Origin of the sequence: Nostoc sp. KVJ3, assembly GCF_026127265.1 — a bacterium.
GTDB lineage: Bacteria > Cyanobacteriota > Cyanobacteriia > Cyanobacteriales > Nostocaceae > Nostoc.
This window is the reverse complement of sequence record NZ_WWFG01000001.1, coordinates 3,656,914-3,683,288: the sequence shown is the minus strand read 5'-3', so window position 1 is coordinate 3,683,288 and position 26,375 is coordinate 3,656,914. Positions and strand designations below refer to the sequence as shown.

Here is a 26,375-nt window from a genome sequence, read left to right as displayed (position 1 = left end):
AACAGTTCTTTATCATGGGAAAAAAGCTTGTAGATTAATTCAATCGATGCTTACTCATATTAAAGACTCAGCAGCCAAATTAGCGCCTCGCTTAATTGAAATTCGCCGCCACATTCACTCTCACCCAGAACTCAGTGGTCAGGAGTACCAAACAGCAGCTTTCGTAGCTGGTGTTTTGTCTTCCAGCGGTTTGCACGTACAAGAGGGAGTTGGCAAAACGGGCGTAGTAGGAGAACTTCAAGGCACTAGCCCAAATGACCGTTTATTGGCAATTCGCACTGATATGGATGCTTTGCCAATTCAAGAAAGCACCAATTTAGAATATTCCTCTCGCGCAGATGGTGTTATGCATGCTTGTGGTCATGATGTCCACACCACAGTGGGATTAGGAACGGCAATGGTGCTGTCCCAAATAGCAGAAGAGTTGGGTGGAAAAGTGCGGTTTTTATTTCAGCCAGCTGAAGAAATTGCTCAAGGGGCAAACTGGATGGTGAAAGATGGGGCGATGGAAAACGTCTCAGCTGTATTAGGGGTTCATGTTTTTCCTTCTATACCCGCAGGATCTATTGGTGTGCGTTATGGGGCATTGACAGCCGCCGCCGATGATTTAGAGATTTTGATTATGGGAGAATCTGGGCATGGGGCGCGTCCTCATGAGGCTATTGATGCGATTTGGATTGCTTGCCAAGTTATTACTGCACTGCAACAAGCTATCAGCCGGACGCAGAATCCTTTGCGCCCTGTAGTATTGAGTATAGGGAAGATTAATGGTGGGAGAGCGCCCAATATAATTGCTGATAAAGTGCAGTTATTGGGAACCGTGCGATCGCTACATCCCGAAACTCGCGCTCATCTCCCTAATTGGATTGAAAATATTGTATCTAATGTTTGCCATACTTACGGAGCAAACTATCAAGTCAATTATCGCCAGGGCGTACCCAGTGTTCAAAATGATTACGCCTTGACGCAATTGTTACAATCAGCCGCAGAAGAAGCCTGGAGTAGCGATCGCGTTCAAGTTTTACCCGAACCCTCTCTTGGTGCTGAAGATTTTTCTATGTATTTGGAACACGCCCCCGGTTCGATGTTTCGCTTGGGTGTAGGCTACCAAGAAAGAATCATTAACCACCCATTACACCATCCCCAATTTGAAGTTGATGAATCTGCCATTATTACTGGGGTTGTAACTATGGCTTATGCGGCTTACAAATACTGTCAGCAAAATTTTTAAACAGAAACTCCCGGCAGATAAGCGCCGGGAGTTTTTGTTTTGACATCTTCAGAAATTAAATATGCATTATCTGAAACCCTTATAGAGACGTAGCAGTGCTACGTCTCTACATTTTTTTCACCAGATGTCTTTTAACTAACCTTTTTGAGAAAATATTAGGAAGCTCAAAAGCATCCTACACATTCGCTTCTTTAACAACACCTAGCTTTTGTTGAATGCGGGTCTTAGCAGCTTTGAATTCTGTAGCAATTTGCTCACTTTGCTCAGTACTCAAGTTGTTACGAATTGCAGCAAACAAAGTGGTTTCTTCTTGACGAATATGATCGCCAAGTTCATCAAACAGCTGTTTTGCTTTCTCTTTGAATTGGGGTGAAGAGGGGCTAATGGCCTTAATTTCCTCTAATGCTTGCTTTGCATGGGCTTGTTCGTTATAAAGCTCTTGGGTGTTGTCTTGACCGTAGAAAGCACGGACTCTTGGGTATACAACTTCCTCTTCAGCTTCGGCGTGAGCAGTTAGATCCTTATAAATTTGACCGAAGTATTCTTGGATCTTTTGTGGATCGTTGCTTTTGAGCAGTTCGGTGAACAGGGTATTTACCTTGCTGTGATCCAGGCGAATGGCATCTTGGATATTCAGATCCTTTTTGTCACTATTTTGGGTAACAGCACTACCTACTACGCCACTTACCGCAGCCATAGCGTCTTGAACACGGGCCCAAATTCCTTGATCTGCATCTTGTCCAGTGAGTTCGCGGACACCGATAATTTCTAAAATACCTTTGAGTTGCTCTTGGTGAGCGCGGTTTTCAAAGTTAATGGTATTCAAAGGTGCGATCGCTAGCAACACGTCAGCACCAACTTTTTGAGCAGCCTTATGCACTATCAAGCCACTCATTACTAATTGATGTTTTAGCAATTCATGTTGAGATACTTTTTCATACAGACTCAACTCCGAACCTTTGAACAACTCGCGAGCTTTTTCAATGAATTGTGTAACAGTTTTTTTCGGTTCAGCCTGAATACCATACTGACCAATTACAGTTTCTAGAATGCCAAGATTTTTTTCGTCATCATTGAGAAAATTTCGGATGCGATCGGCAATTTCGGTATCGAGTCCTTGAAGCAAAAGCAATTGCTCATTTTCGATTACCAAATGTTGGAGTGCTTTCAGACTTGCCAACTTTACAGCAATAGCATTGCGTTTCGTATCATCTAAAGTAGCTACCATCCGTGTTCTCCTCGGCAAAGTGTTCGTAATTCTTACTTGATACAACCTTGACACAGGGGTTAGAGAGATTCCATCTTTCTTTTGAGCGATCGCTCTCACAACTCTGGGTAGAAAAACAAAACTTTTTATGACAATTTTTGTGATTAGATTTTTATAAAACTTAAATATACATTCTATCCACAGACGGATAAAATTTTAATGTTAGCTTTATAGAGTCATACATTTATAGGACTTACGCAAGAGTCACGGAATAAGGAACCGCAGAGGCACAGAGGACACGGAGAAATGAGAGTTTAAGAGATATTTTGCGTAAGTCCTAATTTAGATAAGTAGGTAAGCATCATTAAACATAAAATAAAAAGGAGTCAGGAGTCAGAATACTCCACCCATAAAGGGATGGAGTTTTAATTCAGGAAGAATATTTTAATTTTTTCGCTTGACTTCGGGCGTTAGCGCAGCGGGACGAAGTCCGGTTTTAACCAATATTCATTAACCCTCGTACAGAATTCATGCTGAATTCTGACTCCTGACTTCTGAATTCTTCTTATAAAATCCTAGTTCGTAGTGAGCGATTCATCGCTCAAAACAACAATTATCAGGACTTTAGTCCTTACTAGAAACTTTAATTTATTTACGCCTGGCTACTTAAATCTAAAAACTAAAATATCAATAATCTAATATCTCCTTAAGAACGCTCTTTAAATCCACCTCAGTCGGGCGTTTTTCAAATTGCTCGTGGCTATAAATCCACACAAGCTTGATTACACAATCAGTTGTATTGACTAAATACATTAATCTAATTTGTCCCGAAGCGCCTTTGGATACCTTCAACTCTAGTTTGTGAAATGACCATCCTTGAGGTAATTCAATCTTTCTAGGTAAAGGCTCATTACGAGAATTGAGAGGATATTGATCTTCAATTAAATCTTCCAAAACTTCTGCGATACACTCAACAAAATCTGATCTGTAAACTTTTGCGAGTTTTTTGAAAGAACGGTTGAAATTATCAGATTTTTCAATCGAGAAGGGAGTTGAGCCAGTCACGCACTTCTCCTTTACGAATACGAGTTGATGATTCCGAAGTACAAGCGTCCTTTAAAATTTCCTGCATTACAAATTGATAGGCCGGATGATCGCGCTCTATTTGGTCTAGTTTCAGATATCCCAATGCTTTCAAATCTTCAAGAAGAATTTGCTTAGTTGAGCTAGCTTCAGGTAGCAAACCTTTACGCGCCTTTTTCCAAGGAAACTCCAAGTGTGTCATACCACTAAGTTGATAAGCATGGTAGCCACCAAAATATTCCCATACTTCTTCTAGAAGTTGTATCTTATCCTCAGGGATCTCTAACAGGAATTCTTGACTAGGAATAGGTAATTGTTTAGCTTCAAATTCACTGTAAAATCTGTAAGCCGGAGGACAAACAGGGCCATAGCGCCATGCTTGTATTTCTTCTTCAAACAATGGCTCATCATACATCGCCAAATGTAAGCTTTGCGAGTAATACAGAAGCTTTTGAACCTTCATGTTGGTCATTTCTGCTTCTATACTGTCTTCGTAAGCTCTGATGATGAAGTAGCGAGCCACATTTAGACAATCAATCATAATCAGACTCGCAAATTAAGACTGGTTAGCTATTCTAGCTATTTTTAATGGTCACTTACAATTACTATTTTAGTTGAAATCTATTAAATTAGTACACCTTTACTATTAAAAATCTACTAATATAGCACGGCGTAAATCCAGCTACCATCTCAATTAACTACATAAGTTCCTCATGTCAACTGGTTAAAGGTAGGCAAACTTCCCCATCAAGTCTCAATATTCCAAACTTCTTTTACGGTGAAGTGTACTCAGGCGATCGCAACGCAGCCTTGACAAACCTCACCGCAATTGTGACGATTACGCTAGAATTATTAAAGGTTCTTTACAGAGTTCTGCTAATCATACCCAATTCTGTTAAAAAAGCCTAGTATTCAAATGTAAATCTTAAAACCCCCTCTAGAGTTCACCAAAAGCTTCTATGACGCTCCCAATTCGCAACGTCGCAATTATCGCCCACGTTGACCACGGCAAAACCACGCTGGTTGACGCACTCCTCAAACAATCCGGCATTTTCCGCGAAGGCGAAGACGTTCCGGATTGCGTTATGGACTCCAACGCCCTAGAACGGGAACGGGGTATTACTATCCTGTCTAAAAATACAGCCGTTCGCTACAAAGATACGCTAATTAATATTGTTGATACTCCTGGACACGCTGACTTTGGCGGCGAAGTGGAACGCGTACTCGGCATGGTTGACGGATGTCTTCTAATTGTCGATGCCAATGAAGGCCCCATGCCCCAAACGCGCTTTGTCCTGAAAAAAGCTTTGGAAAAAGGGCTGCGCCCCATCGTTATCATCAACAAAATCGATCGTGGACAAACTGACCCCCACGTTGCTGTTGATAAAGTTTTGGATCTGTTCTTGGAATTAGGGGCAGATGAAGACCAGTGTGATTTTACCTATCTGTTTGCCTCCGGTATGGCAGGTTTCGCTAAAGAAAGCTTGGAAGCAGAATCGGTAGATATGCAACCCCTGTTTAACGCGATTCTGCAACACGTTCCACCACCAGTAGGCGACAGCAATAAGCCTCTGCAATTGCAAGTCACAACCCTAGATTATTCTGAATATCTGGGACGGATTGTGATTGGCAGAATTCACAACGGTACAATCCGAGCAGGACAACAAGCAGCTTTAATAACAGAAGATGGCACCATTGTCAAGGGTAAAATTACCAAGTTGATGGGCTTTGAAGGACTAAAGCGCATAGATATGGAAGAAGCAACCGCAGGTTATATTGTGGCGGTGGCTGGTTTCGCTGATGCTTATATTGGGGAAACCATTACTGATCCCAACGAACCGCAAGCTTTACCACTAATTAAAGTGGATGAACCAACCTTGCAAATGGCCTTCTGGGTGAACGATTCGCCCTTTGCTGGTCAAGAAGGTAAGTTGGTGACTTCCCGTCAAATACGCGATCGCCTATTCCGCGAACTTGAAACCAACGTCGCTTTACGGGTCGAAGAAACCGATTCTCCCGATAAATTCCTCGTTTCCGGTCGTGGGGAACTCCACCTCGGTATCTTAATTGAAACCATGCGTCGGGAAGGCTTCGAGTTTCAGGTATCTCAGCCACAGGTAATTTACCGCGAAGTCAATGGTCAACCTTGCGAACCTTACGAACTTTTGGTGTTAGATATTCCTGCTGATGCTGTGGGTAGCTGTATCGAACGCCTGGGACAACGGAAAGGCGAAATGCAAGATATGCAACCTGGTAGTGGCGATCGCACCCAGTTAGAGTTTGTCATTCCCGCCCGTGGTTTGATTGGTTTCCGGGGTGAATTCATGCGGATGACTCGTGGTGAAGGCATCATGAACCACAGCTTCTTAGATTACCGTCAACTAAGTGGGGACATTGAAGCCCGTAACAAAGGCGTTTTAATCTCCTTTGAAGAAGGCGTTTCTACCTTCTACGCCATGAGAAATGCCGAAGATAGAGGAGCATTCTTTATCACTCCCGGCACAAAGGTTTACAGAGGTATGATTGTGGGAGAACACACTCGTTCCCAAGATTTGGAACTAAATATCTGTAAGACCAAGCAATTAACCAATCACCGGGCGGCTGGTGGCGATGAATTGGTGCAACTGCAAGCACCGATAGACATGAGCCTAGAGCGTGCTTTGGAATACATCGCCGCCGATGAATTGGTGGAAGTTACACCCCAATCAATTCGTCTGCGGAAGATGTCGAAGAAGTTAGCAAAACGCTAAGTAAAACAATAACTTAATCGATTTAAAAAGCCCACATCAGTGGGCTTTTTATTTTGTTAGTTATACCAATTTTAGAAATGATTGCTACACATATAACGACTGTTGCATTATCGATGAAGGCAGGAGGCAGAGGGCAGTTCAAGAGAGAGGAAATACGAGACGCTAAAAGCGAATGCGGACTCGCTAACGCTGCGCTATCTGTTTCCTGTCCCGACCAGTTATACTGTTTATTCTCTTGGTTCTAGCTGTTCCGTATAAATTGCTTGTCCTTATTGAGAATGTCTAATTTATCCAGTATCGAAAAGAAAAAAATAGAAAAACTCCTAAAAATGAGTGATGGGTATGTACTTGATTTTTCAAACAGAACATTTCAAGAATTTATTCTAGAAAGTACAGGTATAGATATATACGATATTAAATATGCTTATGCAAGCGGTTCTAAAGCTAACCGTCTGAGAGCATTTTTGGATCAAGAGCCTAACAATATCGTCGGAAAACTAATTGTGAATTTACTCGAATATTGGAAAGCGCAGAAGTTGATCAGTAGTACACAGATAATTCAGGTAGAGGAGGATCTATTTGACGAATGCTCTAAAATATCAGAGAAACTCATTCAAGACGTGATTAGTGAAGATCCGCCGACGAGCTTCGCTAACGCCAAACCCTAGCATAGATTTACAGTGCGTAGGCGTAGCCCGTCGTAGACATCGCCCTTACGGAAATATCTCTATTTCATAAAACGTATTGACAACGTAAATACACAATGTCTACTATGTAAGGTATGGATGTGTATTTCGTGCTTAATGGTGTCACTTTCGTTTGGAACGAAGAAAAAGCTTGGATAAATCCCAGCAATCATGATGGCGTGACATTTCAGCAAGCCACAGAAGCATTTTTCGATCCGTTTTTAGTAGTTGTTGATGCAAGTCGCAATGATGAAGAAAGAGATGCTGTTATTGGCTTAGACAGACGATGGAATCTTCTGTATGTCGTATAAATTGAACGTGAAAACGACATAATTCGGCTCATTTTAGCTCGTAAAGCAACACGCAAGGAGCGAGAATATTATGAAAGCTGAAGCACTGAAAAAGCGACTCGATAAAAATCGTCCAATGACTACAATCACAATTCGCATTCCCGAAGATGTCATTGAAGATTTAAAAAGAATAGCACCATTACTAGGATTTTCTGGCTATCAGCCGTTAGTTCGTGCCTATATTGGGCAAGGGCTAAGAGTTGATCTGGAACAACGACTAGAGGGTGATACTGTATCAGCACTGATTGCTAGCTTGAAGCGTCACGGTGTTAGCGATGAGGTTATCCATGAAGCCCTCACTGAAGTTACTCAAAAATAGTGCAATTGCGATCGCCCTTGCTGTAAATTTAGTCAAATTCTTGAGTAACAATGAAGAGGACTAAAAAAGGATTATTCTCATGACTATTTGTGAAACTACCATTGCAAAATTGCAGCAACTTTCCGAACCACTCCTGCAAGAAGTGACCGATTTCATTGACTTTGTTATCCACAAACATCAAATTAAAATTACTGACAGTCAGGCTAATGAAACGCTTGTGGGAAAATGGTCACAATGGTTTGAAACTGTGGATTCCCTAGACGTATCTCCACCTGAAGCAGTCAACAACTATCAGCAACTCCTACTCAACAAGTATCGGCAACAAGGGCTAGAGCATGGAAGATGAATTACGTCATGAGTACGACTTCGCTCAAATGGCAAGCGGGGTTAGAGGTAAATATGTTGAACGATACAAAAACGAACCTAGTACTTTTAGCTCCCCATGTTGCCCAAGCTTTTCCCAACGATGAAGCAGTGAATGAGGCATTAAGGTTGTTAATCAAAGTCGCCCAGCGCCAGCAGCCCAACACAATGCTATGAACAATTCCTCATCGGTACTATTCTGCCGATATTATTCATGCGGTTCATGCTGTTGCAACTGGAGCGAAACCCCCTGAAAGAACTGAACAAATTTCGGTCACTCATCTAGAATCAGCATAATCAACGCCGCGTAACGTTAAATCCTCAAGTCGCTATCCAGCAGGGATTATTACAGAAAGCGATCGCCAAACCATAGCAAAAATTTACGGTGCGTAGGGGGAGCATCATCGTACACATCATCTGTTTTGCTACTTCTTTCATTTCATAAAAACTCAGAGAAGACTGATATATTTAAGGTAAATAATTATCATCTAAGTAATTTTGAAAGAGTGTAAGAACATTTTTATAGAAAATCGGACTAGGTTTAGGTTGGTTTTTCAAGCAAGTGATATAATGATAGTTAATTATTATTTATCAACTAGAATATGCTAAAATACCTAACAATTACAGAAGCACAAGAGCAACTTCTAGATTTACCAGACGATTTAAAAGAAGATCCAATAATTATTACCAAATATGGTAAACCAGTAATAGCTGCAATTAGTTTTGAGAAATATGAATCTTTACTAGAAACTCTGGAAATTTTATCTGATAAAGAATTTACCCAAGAATTACAAGAAAGTATAGCTCAAGGGGAGAGAGGAGAAACTATTAGTTGGAATGATGCTAAACTCAAACTCGGACTCTGATATACCACAGTCTGAGAATATTGAATTTGAAATTCAGTTAACACCTCTAGCATTAGAGATGTTAGAAAATATTAAAGATAAACGTCACCAGAAAGTTTTAAGTTCACGTATTGATAAGTTAAAAACAGATCCAGAAAAACAGGGAAAACCTTTAACTGGAAAGCTTATCAATTATCGTAGTGTTAGGGCTGTTGGTCAGCGCTATCGTATACTTTACAAAGTAGAAATTGATAAAGTGGTAGTATTGGTTGTTGGTGTAGGCTTACGAAAAGAAAGTGATGAAGGGGATATTTATAATCTATTGCAGAAATTAATATAAAAATTTATCTAATTGTGACTGTTTGTGAAGTCACTGAAGCTTAAGGCTAGCCGTATGTATGGATATAGATGCGAGTATTGCCAAGGAACTGTTCAACCTCGAATTGTCAAGCGCGAGGTATTTAAATATAGAGATGGATTTGTCATCCTCGAAGATGTGACGATTGGTGTTTGTGATACTTGTGGCAATCGATACTACTCATCTGATATTTTTCATGCGGTTCATGCTGTTGCAACTGGAGCCAAACCCCCTGAAAGAACTGAACAAATTCCGGTCACTCATCTAGAATCAGTATAATCAACGCCGCGTAACGTTAAATCCTCAAGTAGCTATCCAGCAGGGATTATTGTAGAAAGCGATCGCTAAAGCAAAGCATAGATTTATAGTGCGACGCCGAATAGCCCGTCGTAGACATCGCTCATTAATTCCATCATATTTAAGGTAAATAATTGTCATCTAATAATTGTACAAGAGTGTAAGGACACTTTTCTAGAAAAATAGTTAAATCGGTTTTAACTTTCATAAAATCAACCGCAGTTTGATAAATATTCTCTAAATCATCCTGTAACTTGTTTATTAAATTCGTCGTTAAATGATTATTTAAGTCATATCTAAAAGTTTTAATTTCTCCAATCCAATGACGATAGTTTATTTCATATTCCACCTGCCAATATTGGAGTAATAATATATGAATAATAATTTGCCTTAAAAGACTTTTGGCTTTAGCTAAATCTCTTTTTCCCAAACTGATTAATTCCTCAATTAAATTTTCTAAATCAAGTTGGTTAAACTGTTTTTGCTTTAATAATTTAATAGTTTCTTCTAACCATAAATCTTCATCGGTTTCATAAAGTTGTTTTAAGTTGGTAGTAATTGTCATATTTTTACCTTCTACCTACATTCCATAATCTAATCATATACAATTATAAATTTATAGATGCAAACCACCAAAATCCAGATAAATTGTTAAGTTGTGTATACAATTCCTACTTGATCTCAAAATGCTACTTGTTCCAATAGCTGACCCACTTACGCTTGTAACCGAATTATGAAAAATATTGGGTTGACGCAAGGACAAATTACAGTTTCAGAAAGTAGGACTCTAGAGGAATCCTTAAAACTTTCATACTTCGATAAAAAACGATTTTGTTGCTAGAATTTGATACCTCAAATGGGTTGGTCACAAAATTACGAATTACTTGTTGTACCAGGCTTTTCGCCACTGTTGCATTTGTTTAATTTCTATCTCTTGAGCTTTAACAATTCCTTGAGCCAATTTATTGATTTCAGGACGCTTAGACTTACTTAAGGCATCTTGCCCCATTTTTACAGCCCCTTCATGGTGAGGAATCATAGCATTGATAAAGCGCAAATCAAACTCAGCATCACCTGCACTTAAATCTTGACTCATCATCATGCCTTTCATTTGATCGGATGACATCTCCATCATGTGACCCATTTGGCTGTTGTAAGCCATTGGTTTATCTCCCGCCTTGGGATACCAAGCTTGTCGCCACTGCTTCATCTGAGTGATTTCTTGGTTTTGCGATTTGATGATGTTGTCTGCTAATTTTTTGATTTCAGGACGTTTTGATTTCTGCTGCGCTTCTTTAGCCATTTCCACAGCCCCTTGATGGTGCGGTATCATAGCGTCGATAAATCGTAAATCAAAATTAGCATCGGCTGGGCCTAAATCCATTCCCATACTGTGATTCATCATGCCACCACCGTGGTTCATCATTTGCTCATCGTTAGCATTGGTGGTGGTTGTCTTTGGCGCTTGGCTTTGGTTCTGGGAAGCAGTACTAGTACAGCCTGTCATTAACCCACCAGCTGAGGCGATCGCACTAAAGATTAACGCCAAAAATCCATTCCTCAAAGATAGCAGTTGCATAAGTCTCACCTCATAGTTTCCTAATTTTATATTGACTTATAGCGTTTCCCGGTCTACTGAGGTGCATCCGTGAGAGATTAAGTGGTATTACGATAACATTATTCATCCCCTGCGATCGCTCAAACAGTTTGCTGGGGATTTTTATTTTGTCTCTGATTTGACCCCATCTTGCAGTAGCAAAGACTCACAGCTTTATCCCCTCATGGGGATGAAAACAAGATAAAATATAGAAACTGTGGCTCAAATGATACTATGCCTCGACGCTCTCAAGAAAAGCCAAATATCCCTCCATCTCCGCTTACATGGCCGCCGGACACAGAGTTAATCGGCTTAGAATTTGAGTTAGTCCCCATAAAAGATTGTTACCTCTTCCCTCAGTACACTATTGGACTACATGCCTGGTTTCTCCAACAAGTGGGTTCCACAGACTCAGAACTTTCTGCTTACCTCCATGATGGAGAGTCAGAGAAACCTTTTACTATCTCAGCTTTAAATGGAGAGATTATCAGTAGCGGTAGACAAATACAACTATCTGCAAACACCTCCTATCGTTGGTATGTCACAGCTTTATCTAATCGAGTGCAACAGTGGATGGCGCAATGGGTAGAAAATTTGCCAGAGGTGCTGGAATTAAAAAATGCACCTTTGCAGATTCGTTCTGTCAAAATTGCCCATCCGACCACAACTTATAAGCAACTGCTAGAATCTGAGCTTAATGAGACTTTAGCTTTGAAATTTCTCAGTCCTACAAGTTTTCGCCGCAAAGGTCATCACTTTCCCTTACCAGTACCAGTGAATCTATTTCATAGCTACCTGCGGCGCTGGAATGACTTTTCAGGGATGTCTGTTGACCAGGATGCTTTTTTGGCTTGGGTAGATGATTATATATTGATTACTCGTTGCCAACTAACAACCGCGAAGGTTTTGGCGGGGAAAAAAGGCGCAGTCACAGGATTCACTGGGGCGATTGAGTTGAGTTTGACTAGGGACGCAGCCAAACAGCCAGAATTTGGGCAGTTATTTTCTGCTTTAGGGAAACTTGCACCTTACTGCGGTACTGGTCACAAAACTACTTTTGGCTTGGGACAAACACGTTTGGGTTGGTCATCTCAAGTTATCCAAGACATACCTGATGTGCAAACTGTCTTGGCGAAACGCATTGAAGATTTAACACAGATTTTTAAAGCACGACGCAAGCGGACGGGTGGCGATCGGGCGGATGAAATAGCCTCAAAATGGGCGACAATATTAGCACGGCGGGAAATGGGCGAGTCATTGCAGGTAGTGGCAGAAGATTTAGAGATGCCTTATGAAACGGTGAAGACTTATGTCAAGTTGGCACGACGCGCTTTGAAGAGTGAGGAGTAGTTTGGTATACTCTTGTTCAATCAAGCGGAACCTTGAAAAATTAATATTGCGTTTCTTGGTGAAAGTTAAAGTGTTAGTTTTTACCCTACACACGCAAATTTTTCGCGGGGGTATGCCAATGCTTGAAACCCTGATTCTTTCGTTCACCCCCGCGAATCGCTTACTGAGTAAGACTTTGAGATATCCGTAGTGGGGGGCTAGTGTCAGTAAAGTATGCTTATTGACAGTAAAATCAGACCCCCCGCGAAAATGGCACTTTCAAACCCAGTCGTAGCAAGTGTTATAGAAGGGTAGGGTTTTCAAATCATTACCCCTCACGGGGATGGAAACGGCTGTATTGCTTCGTCCAATCTTTTATCCAAGATCCTATTTAGTTTTCAAATCATTACCCCTCACGGGGATGGAAACCAACTAATTTCTGATAGTCATTTCCAAACAAGTTGTTTAGGTGTTTTCAAATCATTACCCCTCACGGGGATGGAAACCATTGTTAATCTGCTGTTTGATAACATCATCAAAGTTTTCAAATCATTACCCCTCACGGGGATGGAAACCATTGTGCAGCGAGGTCGCTGTGCGTGTCATGAGCGGTTTTCAAATCATTACCCCTCACGGGGATGGAAACCATTGTGCAGCGAGGTCGCTGTGCGTGTCATGAGCGGTTTTCAAATCATTACCCCTCACGGGGATGGAAACCTTCAACTTATCCTCATGGGGAAAACTTCCCACGAGCATTAGTTTTCAAATCATTACCCCTCACGGGGATGGAAACCGTTCTATAAAGCTACTAACTAATTCACTTTCCCTAGGTTTTCAAATCATTACCCCTCACGGGGATGGAAACATCATAAGTCGTAATACAAACTCCAACGAAAGCCATTAAAGTTTTCAAATCATTACCCCTCACGGGGATGGAAACTTTGTTGATTAGTTACATTGGTTGCACTAGCTTTTTTATAGGTTTTCAAATCATTACCCCTCACGGGGATGGAAACTATTCTTGTATTGAGAAACTTCTCTTTGAGTCACAGTTTTCAAATCATTACCCCTCACGGGGATGGAAACTTTCTTATTAGTTTGGAGAGAAGAAATTGTACTTGTGTTTTCAAATCATTACCCCTCACGGGGATGGGTGCGACTATCGGTTGCACGTAGAGAGTGAGTTCCTCAGAAAAACTCGTGGCAAGTGTCAAAAGCCAGTACTCGCCCGAAGGGGCATTGCGGGTAACTGCGATGTTTCAAAGCTAGAGGGTAAAATGCGCGACATCAGCAAGCCGCAGAGTTAGGTGAAGCGCTAGGGTAAAACTAGACAGGGTTAACAGATGTGAATCCTCGTTGAGGCATCGTGAAGAGGAATTACCGAAAACGGCTGAGACGGTAAAAGGGGTAAAGTGATTCTGCCCAATCCTCAGAATCAGTAGACACCAAAAACCCCCGGTGTATAGAGGGAACCCAAGCTAGCTGTATCTCTCACGTGTGATACGAAGTAACCCCAATGGGGTCTTGTAGCTAGATAGACGTTACGAGTAGAGATGGGAGTAATCTCGCTTTAATTCCCCAGTGGGTGTAAGATGCTGCAAAAAGCGAATGCTGCTACACCGAAAGGTAACAGGAACACATAACTGGGCAGATAGGTCAAATGACCAACTTGAAAGAGTGCTGACGTGTGGCGAGTGAATCCCTTGAAGTCTAATGCAAAGGAAACCGAACTTCTTCGGGAAAAGTTAGGTGCAATTAAAAATTGTGAACGTAACCGGAAGAACTACTGACTGGAATAGCGTCAACTGGAGAAACGCGTTCCGAGTAGTTAGGCGACTAAGACAGAGAATTTTCAAGGCAACCATTGGCGGTAACTTGAAAAAGGTTGGCAGCCTTCAAAAGCTACTTATGCGTAGCTACTCTAATATACTACTTTCCGTTAGAAGAGTTACGCAACTAAACCAAGGCAGTAAAACAGCAGGGGTAGATAGATTACTGGTAAAAACCCCGGCAGCTAGAGGGTTGTTGGTGGATATCCTCACCAAATTTATTCCTTGGAAGCCGTTACCAGTCAAGCGGGTGTATATCCGTAAATCCAATGGAAAACAAAGACCACTCGGAATACCTTGTATTGTCGATAGATGTCTCCAAGCCATCGTCAAAAATGCCTTGGAACCCTATTGGGAAGCGCACTTTGAGCGCACTTCCTACGGCTTTAGACCGGGAAGGTCATGCCATGATGCGATTGAAAGGATACATTCAATGTCAAAAGCCAATTCCACTAAAAAGTGGGTGGTAGATGCGGACATCAAAGGTTGCTTTGATAACATCTCTCATGTGCCGCTAATTAATGCCATTGGTAATTTTCCAGCCAGAAAATTAATTCAACAATGGTTGAATGCGGGATATGTGGATAAAAGTGTTTTCTATGATACCAATGCTGGAGTACCTCAAGGTGGAATTATTTCACCGCTACTTGCGAATATAGCTTTGCATGGTATGGAATCTGCTCTCGGCATTCGCTACGATAAAAACGGTCATACAATTGGCGACCGAGGTATTGTACGCTACGCCGATGATTTGGTGGTGTTCTGCAAAAGTCGGGAAGATGCTGTAAAAGCCCATGATATCCTCCAAGAGTTTCTGTTTGCTAGAGGTCTAACTCTATCAGAGTCAAAAACCCACATAGTACGGCTATTGGATGGATTCAACTTTTTAGGCTTTCATATCAGACAATACCCTGATTCCACTACCAAAACAGGTAGGAAAGTATTAATCAAACCTAGCATTGAATCTTTGCAAAATATCCGGGATAAAATCAAACAAGTATGGCTTGATAACAAAAGTTGTAGTGTTGATTTTGTCATAGACAAGCTAAACCCAATTATTCGGGGCATAGCCAACTATTACCGGACTGTAGTTTCCTCGCAAATATTCAGTTCTCTAGATAGATGGATGTTTGTCAGGGAAAGAAGGTACGCCAAAAGAATGCACACCAAGAAAAATCAATCTTGGTATAACCGTCGTTATTGGGGAAGGCTAAACCTTGATAGAAGCGATTACTGGGTATTTGGTAACAAGCGCACGGGAAAACATTTACTTAAGTTTAGCTGGTTCAATATTAGGAGGCATCCAATGGTTAAAGGTGCTTATTCTACCGATGACCCAGAGCTAAAATCTTATTGGGAAAATCGGCAGAATATTAAATCTAAAAGTTTAATTCCTAGTTACCATCAGCTTGCCCAAAAACAAGATTTTAAGTGTACTGTCTGTGGAGAATCATTACTAAAAGATGAACCCATACAAAAGCACCATAAAATCCCTTGTCATCAAGGTGGGAACGATAGTTACGCTAATTTAGAATTAGTGCATTATTACTGTCATCAACAAATACATTCTCTAGTACAGAAATCCAATTCTGAACTCGACGATGAACTGAGTCTTTGGTAGCTCTAGGATTTGCTAAAGCCGGATGCTTGGTTAACTTGCTTGTCCGGTTTGTCGGGGGGAAAGGGGTAGCAATATCCCTGCCCTACCCATTAAACCGAAGGCAATAATTCCTGAAATTCCCAAACCAAGCAATGTAGTTTTCAAATCATTACCCCTCACGGGGATGGAAACGCCCAATAGGTATCGGCGACGATGAATTCTGGAGCATCCAAAGTTTTCAAATCATTACCCCTCACGGGGATGGAAACATTGATCACGACTGCTAACCTGATGGGCACTGGATATTGTTTTCAAATCATTACCCCTCACGGGGATGGAAATACATTCGAGATTTAGTTAAAGTTGGAGTGGATTGTGCGATCGCTTTTAGTTAAAGTTGGATTTGTAGAGTGATGCGATCGCGCATGATTAAATAAATAGATAATCGCTGTAAACAAAATATCTATGGATTGGCTACCCTCAATTGATTTACCTTACCTGTGGAATTTGGTGATTGCCCAAACTCCAACTCCTACACCCACACCTTCACCAGTATTAACCCCTGCAAAAAATCTCAATGATATTGAACTACTCAAAAGCCAGTTAGAATTTCTCAAAGCGACAAATGGTCAACTAGGTGAAAGCTTTAACAGATTTGTTGCAGCGATGCAATTTACCTTAGTGATATTTACCTTTTTTAGTACTATTTTCGGCGGATTTTTGGTCTACTTGATTGGCAAAAACTTAGATGATGCTAAAAAAGTAGCCAGTCAGACGATTCAGCAGGAAATTGATAATCATATTGCTGGGTTAGTAAAAAAGGAAGTTAGGAACGTTAAACGGACTTTACAGCGCGAACGGGTTATTAGTTCAACTACTGTAGATTATTATTTACCATCGTCAGATGGAGAAACAAATGAGTATAAATTGCTGGTAGCTAGGGAATTTAAAAATGTAAAGTTTTGGAATAAAACAACGATTCCACAGAAGTTTTTAGCTGATGTATGTGTTTTAGATTTAGAGAACTCTATCGATGCTGCGGGTAAAAAGTTTTCTGAATTGCCACCAGATAAACGAGAAGAAACCGCCAAGCGAATTATTGATGAATTCCTCCAGATTTTGCCACAAACAGCTACTTTAGTAATCTACGTTGCTCCACCAGCACTCAGAGCGATTAATAATACAACAATTAAAGGTAGATACTATGCACCCGCGAATACAGCAATTACTTTAGTGGGGATGGTGGCTGATGCTGCTTATGTAGCACATGGACAAAATAATTAGGGGTAAATATGACTTATTGAACAATCAACACAGAAACTTATTTAGATGGTTTTTTAGGATAGCGTTCCCAAGGTTTTGGAGGCTCTACAGCTTTTGAGCTTTCTGTTTTAGGATGTTTTATAGGCTGGGGAGAATCTGATATTTTAGGAGGTTTTAAAGCTTGCGAATCTTCTGCTTTCTTCGGTTCTATCAATTTGGGAGGTACAGGTTTAGAAGGCTTTGATAATGGAGGAGATTCTAATGTTTTTATGTCTTCTGTTTTGAGAGGTTTTACCACATTGGGAGTCTCTGCTACTTTAGGAGTTTTTCTCACTACTGATTCTGTTGATACGATTGGTGAAATATCAGGCACATCATTAATATCTACTGTTTTATAATAACGCATTAAACGTTGTGACCAGCCCAATATTTGTATAATTAGTAAGGGTTTTTTCTCATACAATCTGAGATGTTGATTACAAATTTCATTAATACTTTCATAGTAACTAGTAGTTTTGTTACTATGCCCAATTATTTTTCCATGCTCGACTAATTGTTCAATATATTGAAAAAATCTTGAGGGTTTTCTTTCCTTTTTATCAACATTGATATTTTGTTTTATTTTGGAGTCAAGATAGGTAATCAATTTACTTAATTCAGTGATAATACCTTCTTTACCTGGTTCAATACGCTGTTGTTCTTTGACTAAAAACTTAGCAATTTTATGAGCTATTTCCAGATGTTCATCAGCTATGTGATAGATAATATGATTGCTCATGTTATTTAATTAATAACTTTCGTGAGGGATACGATTAGTAGAAGGACTGAGAATTTCTGATAGTTTTTTTAATTGAGTTTGTTCAATTAATACTTCATGTGCTTGTTGAATTTTATTTTGAATGAAAACATTGAGCGATTCATCAGTTAAAACTTGATTCTCTGGTAGAGCCAAAGACGTATAGCGATTATGTAAATCAGCTTGATTTTGAAGGATTTCAGCTTCAGTGATGTCTACGCTCATACTCCCCATCCCAATCGGCTTACCGGCACCAACTTTTAAGACTAGAGGATAGTTTTTATCTTGTCCCAAAGCAATCAATAAAGTTCCTAATTCTTCTGGCTTGAGATTTCTAAAATTTACTTGAGTGCTAAATTCGTCATTTCTAAATGCTACTTGGACAGGAATACCATTATCTAAACCTTTGTCAATAGAATTTTTCATATTGTAATAAAACTTCCAACCTACGGTTTTCCTCTCGTCATAATATGCCTGATTTTCATCCGGTCTTGGTCTCCAAAGATTAGGCATAAAACCAACTTCAAAACCTCTCACTTCACAATGAGCATCCTGAATTGTTATCAGCCCTTGCCATCCCCATTTTTCCCCAGATGCACCAAAAACTATACTAGTAGGACAAAGTTGGTTTTTATCAGTGGCTGGTAGACGTTCTTTGGGGTATTCATTAGGGTTTTTGGGCTTGACTCCCACACGACTATTAGTAATTGCTTCATAAACTGAACGGATACAACCTTTTAAAGAACTACCTTGAATTAATAGTTCGTTGTCATTCCCTTGAACCATTGTTTTGATTAAAGGAATGTTTTCTCGATTAATATCACTTCCCATCAGCACTACACCAGTTGAAATGTGCAGTGATGTCTGAACTTTTAGGGTAAGAAATAAAGTGCCATGTAAATGGTTAGGTAAATATTTATGGTGTCCGGGAGGACTATTTGAAGTTGCTGGTTTGTTAAGAAAATAAACAAAATCGTATGGTCTGGGGCCGCGTTCTTGATTTGAGCCACCAAAATTTTGAGAACGGGAGGAATTGTTAGCCATGCTAATTTTTAATCGTTAGTGCAACAAAGTGAACCGTAGCAGTGTCTTTATTCCGAAAATATCTTTGAGCAATATTTTTTATATCTTCAGAATTTAAACCTTTAGGAAAGCGAGTTTCTGTGGCTGAATGCAATAAGGCATTTTGCTCTAAAATTTCCCAATTACCTTTAATGGCATGAAAATTATATTGCTCATCTTGAGGCTTAAAAATGGCTGCTTCATCTTGGGAACTGAGAAGTAACACTTGATATTTTCCTTGCTTTTGCTGCCAACGTACTTCTAATATTGAATTAAATAACTGTCCTTGTGGGCTGGGGAAAGTTTCATCAGGTTGTTTGGGGGTAGAATTTTTGACAGGATTTGGTTGCAGATTGATGGGATTTTGTTGTAGGCGATCGCGTATATCATCTTCCAAACTAGAATATTCAGAATCTTCCGAACCTAGTCGCCAAAACCCTCCCACCCGATGCGCCCAGCGTAAAAAGTAATAACTGGGTGGAGTTGAGAGTGTTTGAAGTAATTTAATTAATTCTTCCGCAGATAGCGGTTGCTGATTTACCCCTACGAAGCACATACCGCACCTCCAGTTTGCAGCAACTTACTCCAAGCAGCAACAGCTTTGGTAAATAAATCTGGGACACCATTTTTACCATCACCTTCCCAACGCAGTTGTACGCCAAAGTTAAAATCCATTGCTGTTGGTGAAATATCTTTTACTTCTTGTTTTTCTTGGTCGTTAATTGGGAAATTATAAGGATTGCCGTTATCACCTCGTAAAAATTCTCCAGCCCCTAAAAGATAAACCTTATCCCACGGCGTTGAACTGCCAAATGAGTAAATTTGCTTGTCGCGCAATATGCAACCTGGGTACTGCACAATAGCGCTGTTGTACTCTAGGCGAACTATACCCAACCCCCGTGATTTCGCAAACCCAATGCCAAACCAGCCTGCATCTAAGTCACGTAACACAAGTGCAATTAATCCTAACTGTGCCAGCGAAAAGTTTTTTAGGTGGATTTTGGTTTTAAACGCGCCACTGGTGCAAACTTGATAATCAAAAGGCCCGTGTGCTACCGAACCAAATACTCTATCAATGGCGACACCATTACGTTCTTCGATTTTTACTGGTACTGAGGTATCAGGATAAGCATCTTGAATACGGAAACGGCTGGCGATCGCAATATTGCCAAATATCTGATCGGTGAAGGATGATTCTTTGTATATTCTTGGTGCGGATAATTTCTTTTTTACTCCTTGTTCAGCTTGAGGATTTTCATATAAATAATCGTATTTATCAGTATCCAACGGATTGTTCGCCCAAATAAGTTTCGAGTCAGATGGTTTTTCATATTCAGGATGACCTACCGTTCTCACAATACGTTCTGCGTGGGCGCGAATTGCACCTTTGAGGGAACTGCCAGGAAGATAAATTGTGCGTCCGCCAGCATGGAAAGTTTCGACAAATTCCATCTGGGGTTTAGTGGGGTCTGCACCTTCTCGACCAGATTTAATCAAAATAGGGCCATCTGGAATAATTGTCAGGTCAAGTGTGCAGTGGTTAACAAATCGCTTATGCATGATTTTGATTGGAAGAAGTTGCTGTGGTATTGGTGCGCTTATGCAGTTCGCTAGAAAGGTGATTAATAAAAGTGTCCGCCCAAGCTTTTTTTAAAGGTTGGGCATCAATATAGGGAGAAGTTGGGTTAGGGTTGCTATCAATCAAAGCTTTGAGATAATTTTTTACTTTCTGTGGGTCTGTTTGCGGTTTGTAATTTTTATCTCGTTTATAATTTTCATTTCGGACATCAACCCAGTTCATATCATTAATTATGAGCTTGACAACTCCCAATCCACGAGAACGTCCACCACCAAGGGGAACTTGTTCAGTTTGAAACTGGTGCAAGCCAATCATCAACATCCCTAATTCCCATTCTTCAGCATTTTCAATAACTGAGCGAAATATAAATGGAGTCCCCGCAGGTACAACTTGAAAGTCATAAAGTTTACCATCACCAGCAGTTTCAGTATCTCTATCAATGGCAACGCCATCGCGTTCTTGATACTGCCCAAACCAATTTTCTTCAGGGTCACTTACTGTTAAATCACGAATTTGGAATTTGCTTGCTAGCCAAGGTGAACCAAATAGCGAAGAAACTAAATCAGTTTTATTGATAATAAAATTATGTAATTCTTCCTCTTTCTCTTGTGGCTTTAAATTTTTGATTTGCTCTTTAAATTCAGACATCATATCTGGAGGAATTGACCAATCTGTTTCTTGGGCTGGGTTGGCAGCAAAATCAAGATGAATTCCGCGCAAAAAACTTTCCAGTCGTGAACGTAATGCACCTTTGAAACTCGAACCTGGTATTAGAGGTCTACCTAAAGCATCTTTGATAACTGGTAAATCCGAGCCTATTGGTTCTGTGGAACGTCCAGCACTGATTCTTAAAGCTGTAACAGTTTCGAGAATACCGATAATTTGTAGACGATTCTTAAAGATTTCAAACATAGTGTTTACCTGCTAAATACTAAAAAAATATTATTTATCTTGATTATTATTAGATTTTGATTTTTTGGCAGCTTTCAAATATTTGAGACGGCGTGACCCGTAACCAAGATAACGGCGAGTTAATTCCAGCCAAACAAATTTAAGTTTTTCGGTATATTTCACCTTATTAACTATTTCTTTAGCTTTGGTATAAAGTGAATTATCAATATCACGAATAATTTTTTCCGCTAGTGAATTTTCTCCTTCTCCCCACTTATTATCTCTGCCTAACTGGTAACGTAAAAAGTTTTTAATGACTTCGGTACTCTCAGTCGTATCAGCAACATGCATTAAATTACGATATTGTGCTTCTTCTAAATTCTTACATGAGTCTTGACGATCTAGAATTTTCTCAATAGCTATGACTAAATCATCTTCAATTTGGCGAATTTCTTTTTGAATTTTGAGTTCTTTATGTTGTATTTCTCTTTGCTTCTGAAGTTTTTGTTGCTGTTCAGTCAAATTTGTCATACTGCACACTCCCGAAATATTTGATGAAACTCGTTGCAAATTTCCACCTGTCCAAACCCTTCGCTGGTGCGATCGCCTACACCCCGCCACTCTAAGTTAGAGAGTGCATCCTCCCACATCTGCCGATTTTGAGTACTAAATAAATAAACTGACCCTTTATTAGTTACAAGTTCAACATCTTTCATCAAACCCCAAGCGCTATTCCAACCCGAACTGTAACTGTAACTACTATAAGCAGTGTGGAGTTGTAAGCTAGGGTCTTCTACAACCGCAAACTCCTTGAACATTTCTCGTGAAATTACTGTGGTACGCTGCCAATCTTCAGTCAAAATTGCATCTGAGTGCAAGTTGAGTGTAAAAAAAGTGCGATCGCGAAGTGACTCTGTAAGAGTATTGCTCATTGGGTTAGGTTCGCCAAATGCATCAGACCAATGTTGCCAGCGTATCTGCAACGCTTGATTAAATGCATCAATGCGACTAGGAATATCATCAGGAAGTGGAATTTCTTTGGCAGTAATTTTGACTTTACCCAACCCTCGCGATACTGAACCACCGAGCCGAAAAACTTCAGAATTATCGTTGATAAAATTAGTGAGTTTTTTGCCTAACGAGTTATCAGGAACGTTAACATAACCACGATAGACGTAGTTACTCCATTCTTTATTTTTGCCCTTATTTAAAGTGGAAAACGCTTCATTCAGAACCTCAATACTGTATAAAATATCATCACTAGATGTAGCACGATAACGATTGATGCCAACCCGCGTTAACAGACGACTTGTAGCAGTATGGGTGCAGTAATGCTGGTCATGTTTGCTATACAAGGAATTGTAGGCTTCAACTCGCGGGTCTACCCCGTCTTCTAATGCTTTCAAACTACTGGGGTCATAGGGATGGTTAAATTGTTCAGCGCAAAACGAATCAATTAATGTATCAAATACACCATGCCCTTTATGTAAAAAGCCTGGATTTGCTTTAGAACTAACAGCAGTTGCGGGTAAAACTTTGATAGTATTATTTAGTATTTGATACTTACTGCCTACTTTAGCAACTGCGGGGTAAGCATTTTGAAAGATGGCTGGGTTTTCTTCCAAAAATAACTCTGCAAAGTCACCGCCATTCGCTGCTAGATTTTCGAGTTCCATTCCAGCACGGTGTAGGATATATTTAGCGATCGCACCACGCAACACCGAACCTGGAATGTATTGTTCGACCTCGTTGATAGAACCACCTGGTTTTTGCCGACCAATTGCCAAGGGTGATAATGCTGTGATGGTCAGTTCAATTCGCTTCATGCTGCACCACCGACTGAAACTTGATGATTTGCTAGATACTGCTTGGCATCCAAGCTAGACCATATTGCGTCATCAGAAGATAACGTCGGTAAATTCTCCCAATGCAACCATCCCAAACCTGTTGATTTACTGCCTCCCAAAGCATAGATGCGACGTAAGGCGGCAAAAATTAAGGGCTTTGCTAAGTCAGGACTGTGAGATTGAAAGGGGGACTGTAAGTAAATATCACCCTTAAATTCCAACTGGGCATTCGCAGGAGATGTTTCTAGCAGATAGAGTTTATTTTCTTCAGCAGTGCGGCGACGGCGGTTGATGGTGACACCAGGGCGCAAAACTTCTAGTAGTTCGTCTTTTGGTGTTACACAGGTAAAATCATCCACAATTATGCGGGATGGTAAGATTGGATCGCCAAAGATTTGTGAGACAACACAGTGGTAGCCTTTGTAGCCACTAACTTGATATATTTCTCTAAATTCGCTACAAACTTGACCTTCATTTGGACAAAGTTCTGTTGCTATTGGTGCATAAAAAATTTGCCAGCCTAACGCCCGTGCGAGTTTTTCACATTCGTGGCGTAGCCTACCTTTAATTTGAGAACCAGGAATCAGCAGTTGTCCTTGGGCATTGCGGACAATGGGTTTATCTGCAAGTGAGCCAGATGAGCCACCTGCACCAACACACAAAGCGGTATCAATAATTGCACTCACTGACCAATGTTCAGATACTCTTTGAGGAAGTGCATTCAGATAAATCATTGGTTTACTCCTTGTTCTTGCTGTTCCCCTTGATTAGCTGGTGTTTGCTCCTTTTCTATTAGAAACGGGTATAAATCTACCAAGTCACGCCAAATAGTTTCATAGATAGTTTTTTCTGCATCTGCATCAGATTCTTTTGATTTTCTGGACATCCACGGAGCAAGATTACCGTGATTAGTTTCATCTTTTGGTTTACACCATGCCTTCTCAAAGTCAGTTTCTAGTTCGTTTTGTCCTTGTTGCAGTCGTACTCGGAAATAGCGATAATTTAAGATAGCAGTATGTTTACCTCTTTCTAACAAACTACGAATTTGATATAGTTGCGATTTCGGAAAATTAGCTTTTTTGAGTACTTCCACAGTCTGCAATAACCCTCCTAGTTCATGAAGGGTATAAGGTGAAGCGTAGAACTTGAGATTATCTTTTGTTAATCCTTCTTCGCGGAAATCTTTAATATTTGACGCAATCATTGTTACGGCTTTTAATGCTAAAAAATCAACCGTTCCACCGTAGTACTGATAGTCACGTTTTAGGTCTTTAGCGAGTTTCTTCGATGATTTCAGCAGTTGATTGGTAAGTTCTTCTGCGTAGTAAATGGGTGTATTTTCGGCAGTTATCAGCACACCTGCGGACATACTTAATTCACACTGGTATGTATACTCAGATGGTTTTTCCCCTTGGTAGCGGTGGACTTTTTCAGGGTCGTAGGGTGTGTTGAGCCTAAATCCTGGTGATTTTAATATTTCTCGTTCAAATTCTTCACCTATGCTTTTGGCAATATCTAAGGCTTTATCCGCAGGTACGATTAACAACACATCATCGCCACCAATGGTAATAATTTCAAAAGGATAAATCCACTGTCCATTACGATAAGCGTTATCTGGATCAGTGAGATGATTGAGTTGGCGGGGTTTAAGATGTTTTTTTAGGGCAATGTAAACAGAATTCTGCGTTGCCTTCAAAACTTGTTCACTAAACTCGCGGTATTTTTCTGGTGTGCGGATGTGCTGGCGGAGGTAGCCACCCATATTGTTGCCATCGGCGTAAATATAACCCACAAAGCCGCGAGGTGTGCTAACGTTACCAATTTCTCGTAAAGAAAGAGCTTGTGTGACTGGAGAGCCTTCTGTTACTCGATAATATTCCTCTAAGCATCCTGAACCTTCGTGATTTTCACCTTCTAGGAATTGTCGAAACCTTGTCACCCAACTGGGGAAATAGCCAGGTTTCCATAACTCCTTTTTCCCTGACTTTCGGCAAAATCCAAATTTTTCATCATACCATCCTTGTCGCAGTCCATCGCGTTTGCTGTGCTGTCCGACGATGACTTTTCGTGCTAGGGCATCAGAAAAACTAGGCGTTCCCGGTAAATTCGTTTCTGCCACAGCAGATCGATTATCAGTTTCATCCCGTTGCAAGTAGGGATGAGTTTCAAACATCGGCGGGTAGGAACGACTCGGACGTTCTGTCTTTGGTGATGCATTTCCGTTGCGGCGGTGGGTAAATTGGTTGGCAAGTTTTCCCACAAGTTCGTTAAAATTCTTGCGTTGCCAAAATTTCTTTTCTGGGTCAGATTCACTTGATTGGTCAAAATAAGCTTTAATAATGGGATTATTTGGTTTTTTCCTGTATTCTTCAAGCCATAGCGTATTTTCAATTGGGTTTTGCAGCAACCCGAACCGGAATTCTAAAAGGCGGAAAGTGTCACCAACAGCACAGGAGTTGGCAGTCAGAGTTTCGTGAGTGTAGCGTTTTTCAATTGCATTGGCGAGTTTGTCAGTAAATGCGGCAGGGCAAAAAGCAAGAATACTTCCACCTGTAGAGTAGATAATCAGTTCTGGGATGAGTGCTTTGGTTAAATCCGCAAATTCATTATTAATAAGCCATTTATGTATACGCCTTACATGGCTACCATCACCGAAAAATCCAGGAAGATCGTCAAGATTGATCCGATCGAGAAGTGCCGAAGCGCCTCGAATATCGTTGAGTTTAGCAGCTTCAAAAACGTATTGTTTAATCTTTGTCGCACCACCATAAACTAAGCCAATGGGCGTTTTATCGTTCCAAAGGTCTTGATAATCTTTCTCTAAGTCTTTGAGTGTGTTGGGGAAATACTTCTCTGGAATATCATAAAGTTGTTGTGCTTGTGTAACAACAGATTTTATACTTTCCGGCACATCCTGATCATCTTTAAGTGTCTGTCGTATTTGATGCAAAGTACTGAGTTTATCTTGAATGCGATCGTTATTTTTGCTCCAAGCAAGACACCAGGCTAGTGCAGTAATTGTGCGTGTACGAGAATCGTTCATGATGACCTTTGAAAATTAAGGACACCCTTGAAAGGTGTCCTTTTTGACGA

The 26,375-nt window shown here is 40.4% G+C and carries 26 protein-coding genes, 1 pseudogene and 1 CRISPR repeat array; of the genes and pseudogenes, 13 read left to right on the top strand and 14 right to left on the bottom strand.

Annotated elements, in window-relative coordinates; genetic code table 11:
* Positions 1–46 precede the first annotated feature (46 nt).
* Positions 47–1,231, top strand: a complete 1,185-nt coding sequence (locus GTQ43_RS14700) for a M20 family metallopeptidase (RefSeq protein ID WP_265273331.1) — start codon at positions 47–49, stop codon at positions 1,229–1,231.
* A gap of 175 nt (positions 1,232–1,406) precedes the next feature.
* Here GTQ43_RS14700 and GTQ43_RS14695 read toward each other — a convergent pair whose 3' ends face one another.
* The 3 genes from GTQ43_RS14695 to GTQ43_RS14685 form a co-directional block, all read right to left on the bottom strand.
* Complete coding sequence (locus GTQ43_RS14695) at positions 1,407–2,459, bottom strand: hemerythrin domain-containing protein (RefSeq protein WP_265273330.1); 1,053 nt, start codon at positions 2,457–2,459, stop codon at positions 1,407–1,409.
* A gap of 666 nt (positions 2,460–3,125) precedes the next feature.
* Positions 3,126–3,503, bottom strand: a complete 378-nt coding sequence (locus tag GTQ43_RS14690) for a hypothetical protein (protein WP_265273329.1) — start codon at positions 3,501–3,503, stop codon at positions 3,126–3,128.
* Positions 3,475–4,062: a Panacea domain-containing protein gene (locus tag GTQ43_RS14685; RefSeq protein WP_265273328.1), complete on the bottom strand. Its 588-nt coding sequence runs from the start codon at positions 4,060–4,062 to the stop codon at positions 3,475–3,477. Before GTQ43_RS14685 ends, GTQ43_RS14690 begins: the two co-directional genes overlap by 29 nt.
* 418 nt (positions 4,063–4,480) lie before the next feature.
* Between GTQ43_RS14685 and typA the strand changes: the two genes are divergently transcribed.
* The 9 genes and pseudogenes from typA (at position 4,481) to GTQ43_RS14640 (ending at position 9,471) form a co-directional block, all read left to right on the top strand.
* Positions 4,481–6,271 (top strand): translational GTPase TypA, encoded by a 1,791-nt coding sequence (gene typA / locus GTQ43_RS14680; protein ID WP_265273327.1) that lies wholly within the window; start codon positions 4,481–4,483, stop codon positions 6,269–6,271.
* 329 nt (positions 6,272–6,600) lie between these two features.
* Positions 6,601–6,939: a hypothetical protein gene (locus GTQ43_RS14675; RefSeq protein WP_265273326.1), complete on the top strand. Its 339-nt coding sequence runs from the start codon at positions 6,601–6,603 to the stop codon at positions 6,937–6,939.
* Positions 6,940–7,052: 113 nt separating this feature from the next.
* The gene (locus GTQ43_RS14670) at positions 7,053–7,268 is read left to right on the top strand and encodes a BrnT family toxin (protein WP_265273325.1); all 216 of its coding nucleotides are present in this window, start codon (positions 7,053–7,055) and stop codon (positions 7,266–7,268) included.
* Positions 7,269–7,338: 70 nt separating this feature from the next.
* Positions 7,339–7,626, top strand: coding sequence for a hypothetical protein (locus tag GTQ43_RS14665; protein ID WP_265273324.1), 288 nt, complete (start codon positions 7,339–7,341; stop codon positions 7,624–7,626).
* Between the two features lie 79 nt (positions 7,627–7,705).
* Complete coding sequence (locus GTQ43_RS14660) at positions 7,706–7,972, top strand: DUF2281 domain-containing protein (protein ID WP_265273323.1); 267 nt, start codon at positions 7,706–7,708, stop codon at positions 7,970–7,972.
* Positions 7,962–8,166 (top strand): annotated as a pseudogene (locus GTQ43_RS14655) (hypothetical protein). The gene GTQ43_RS14660 and the pseudogene GTQ43_RS14655 overlap by 11 nt, the downstream one beginning before the upstream one ends.
* Positions 8,167–8,591: 425 nt before the next feature.
* A complete protein-coding gene (locus GTQ43_RS14650) occupies positions 8,592–8,855 on the top strand; it encodes a type II toxin-antitoxin system Phd/YefM family antitoxin (RefSeq protein ID WP_265273322.1) in 264 nt (87 codons plus the stop codon).
* On the top strand, positions 8,827–9,174 hold the full coding sequence (locus GTQ43_RS14645) for a type II toxin-antitoxin system RelE family toxin (protein ID WP_265273321.1): 348 nt from the start codon (positions 8,827–8,829) through the stop codon (positions 9,172–9,174). The genes GTQ43_RS14650 and GTQ43_RS14645 overlap by 29 nt, the downstream gene beginning before the upstream one ends.
* Before the next feature lie 54 nt (positions 9,175–9,228).
* Positions 9,229–9,471: a YgiT-type zinc finger protein gene (locus tag GTQ43_RS14640; protein ID WP_265273320.1), complete on the top strand. Its 243-nt coding sequence runs from the start codon at positions 9,229–9,231 to the stop codon at positions 9,469–9,471.
* 139 nt (positions 9,472–9,610) lie between these two features.
* On the opposite strand, the gene GTQ43_RS14635 is transcribed toward GTQ43_RS14640, so the two are convergent.
* Together GTQ43_RS14635 and GTQ43_RS14630 are read right to left on the bottom strand one after the other, a co-directional pair.
* Positions 9,611–10,054 carry a DUF29 domain-containing protein gene (locus tag GTQ43_RS14635; protein WP_265273319.1) on the bottom strand — a complete coding sequence of 148 codons (444 nt, stop codon included), beginning with the start codon at positions 10,052–10,054 and terminating at the stop codon, positions 9,611–9,613.
* A 315-nt stretch (positions 10,055–10,369) separates the two neighbouring features.
* Positions 10,370–11,068, bottom strand: coding sequence for a DUF305 domain-containing protein (locus tag GTQ43_RS14630; RefSeq protein WP_265273318.1), 699 nt, complete (start codon positions 11,066–11,068; stop codon positions 10,370–10,372).
* A 252-nt stretch (positions 11,069–11,320) separates the two neighbouring features.
* Between GTQ43_RS14630 and cas6 the strand changes: the two genes are divergently transcribed.
* The 3 genes from cas6 to GTQ43_RS14615 all read left to right on the top strand — a co-directional run bounded on the left by cas6 (position 11,321) and on the right by GTQ43_RS14615 (position 17,128).
* Positions 11,321–12,436 carry a CRISPR-associated endoribonuclease Cas6 gene (gene cas6, locus GTQ43_RS14625; protein ID WP_265273317.1) on the top strand — a complete coding sequence of 372 codons (1,116 nt, stop codon included), beginning with the start codon at positions 11,321–11,323 and terminating at the stop codon, positions 12,434–12,436.
* A 295-nt stretch (positions 12,437–12,731) separates the two neighbouring features.
* A CRISPR array of direct repeats spans positions 12,732–13,572; the repeat unit is 35 nt; unit sequence GTTTTCAAATCATTACCCCTCACGGGGATGGAAAC.
* 592 nt (positions 13,573–14,164) lie between these two features.
* Positions 14,165–15,865, top strand: coding sequence for a group II intron reverse transcriptase/maturase (ltrA, locus tag GTQ43_RS14620; protein ID WP_265272678.1), 1,701 nt, complete (start codon positions 14,165–14,167; stop codon positions 15,863–15,865).
* Positions 15,866–16,309: 444 nt separating this feature from the next.
* On the top strand, positions 16,310–17,128 hold the full coding sequence (locus GTQ43_RS14615; RefSeq protein ID WP_265273316.1) for a hypothetical protein: 819 nt from the start codon (positions 16,310–16,312) through the stop codon (positions 17,126–17,128).
* A 37-nt stretch (positions 17,129–17,165) separates the two neighbouring features.
* Here GTQ43_RS14615 and GTQ43_RS14610 read toward each other — a convergent pair whose 3' ends face one another.
* The 9 genes from GTQ43_RS14610 to cas10 are packed head-to-tail and all read right to left on the bottom strand — an operon-like array spanning position 17,166 to position 26,325.
* Complete coding sequence (locus GTQ43_RS14610) at positions 17,166–17,885, bottom strand: hypothetical protein (protein ID WP_265273315.1); 720 nt, start codon at positions 17,883–17,885, stop codon at positions 17,166–17,168.
* 9 nt (positions 17,886–17,894) lie between these two features.
* The gene (locus GTQ43_RS14605) at positions 17,895–18,947 is read right to left on the bottom strand and encodes an RAMP superfamily CRISPR-associated protein (RefSeq protein WP_265273314.1); all 1,053 of its coding nucleotides are present in this window, start codon (positions 18,945–18,947) and stop codon (positions 17,895–17,897) included.
* A gap of 1 nt (position 18,948) precedes the next feature.
* A complete protein-coding gene (locus GTQ43_RS14600; protein WP_265273313.1) occupies positions 18,949–19,521 on the bottom strand; it encodes a hypothetical protein in 573 nt (190 codons plus the stop codon).
* On the bottom strand, positions 19,509–20,525 hold the full coding sequence (locus GTQ43_RS14595; protein ID WP_265273312.1) for an RAMP superfamily CRISPR-associated protein: 1,017 nt from the start codon (positions 20,523–20,525) through the stop codon (positions 19,509–19,511). Before GTQ43_RS14595 ends, GTQ43_RS14600 begins: the two co-directional genes overlap by 13 nt.
* A complete protein-coding gene (gene csx7 / locus GTQ43_RS14590; RefSeq protein ID WP_265273311.1) occupies positions 20,518–21,456 on the bottom strand; it encodes a CRISPR-associated RAMP protein Csx7 in 939 nt (312 codons plus the stop codon). The genes GTQ43_RS14595 and csx7 overlap by 8 nt, the downstream gene beginning before the upstream one ends.
* Positions 21,457–21,486: 30 nt before the next feature.
* Entirely contained in the window at positions 21,487–21,966 is a 480-nt protein-coding gene (locus tag GTQ43_RS14585) for a hypothetical protein (RefSeq protein ID WP_265273310.1), read from the bottom strand.
* Entirely contained in the window at positions 21,963–23,261 is a 1,299-nt protein-coding gene (gene csx10, locus GTQ43_RS14580) for a CRISPR-associated RAMP protein Csx10 (protein ID WP_265273309.1), read from the bottom strand. The genes GTQ43_RS14585 and csx10 overlap by 4 nt, the downstream gene beginning before the upstream one ends.
* Positions 23,258–24,016 (bottom strand): RAMP superfamily CRISPR-associated protein, encoded by a 759-nt coding sequence (locus GTQ43_RS14575; protein WP_265273308.1) that lies wholly within the window; start codon positions 24,014–24,016, stop codon positions 23,258–23,260. The genes csx10 and GTQ43_RS14575 overlap by 4 nt, the downstream gene beginning before the upstream one ends.
* Entirely contained in the window at positions 24,013–26,325 is a 2,313-nt protein-coding gene (gene cas10 / locus GTQ43_RS14570) for a type III-B CRISPR-associated protein Cas10/Cmr2 (protein ID WP_265273307.1), read from the bottom strand. Before cas10 ends, GTQ43_RS14575 begins: the two co-directional genes overlap by 4 nt.
* Between the last annotated feature and the right edge of the window lie 50 nt (positions 26,326–26,375).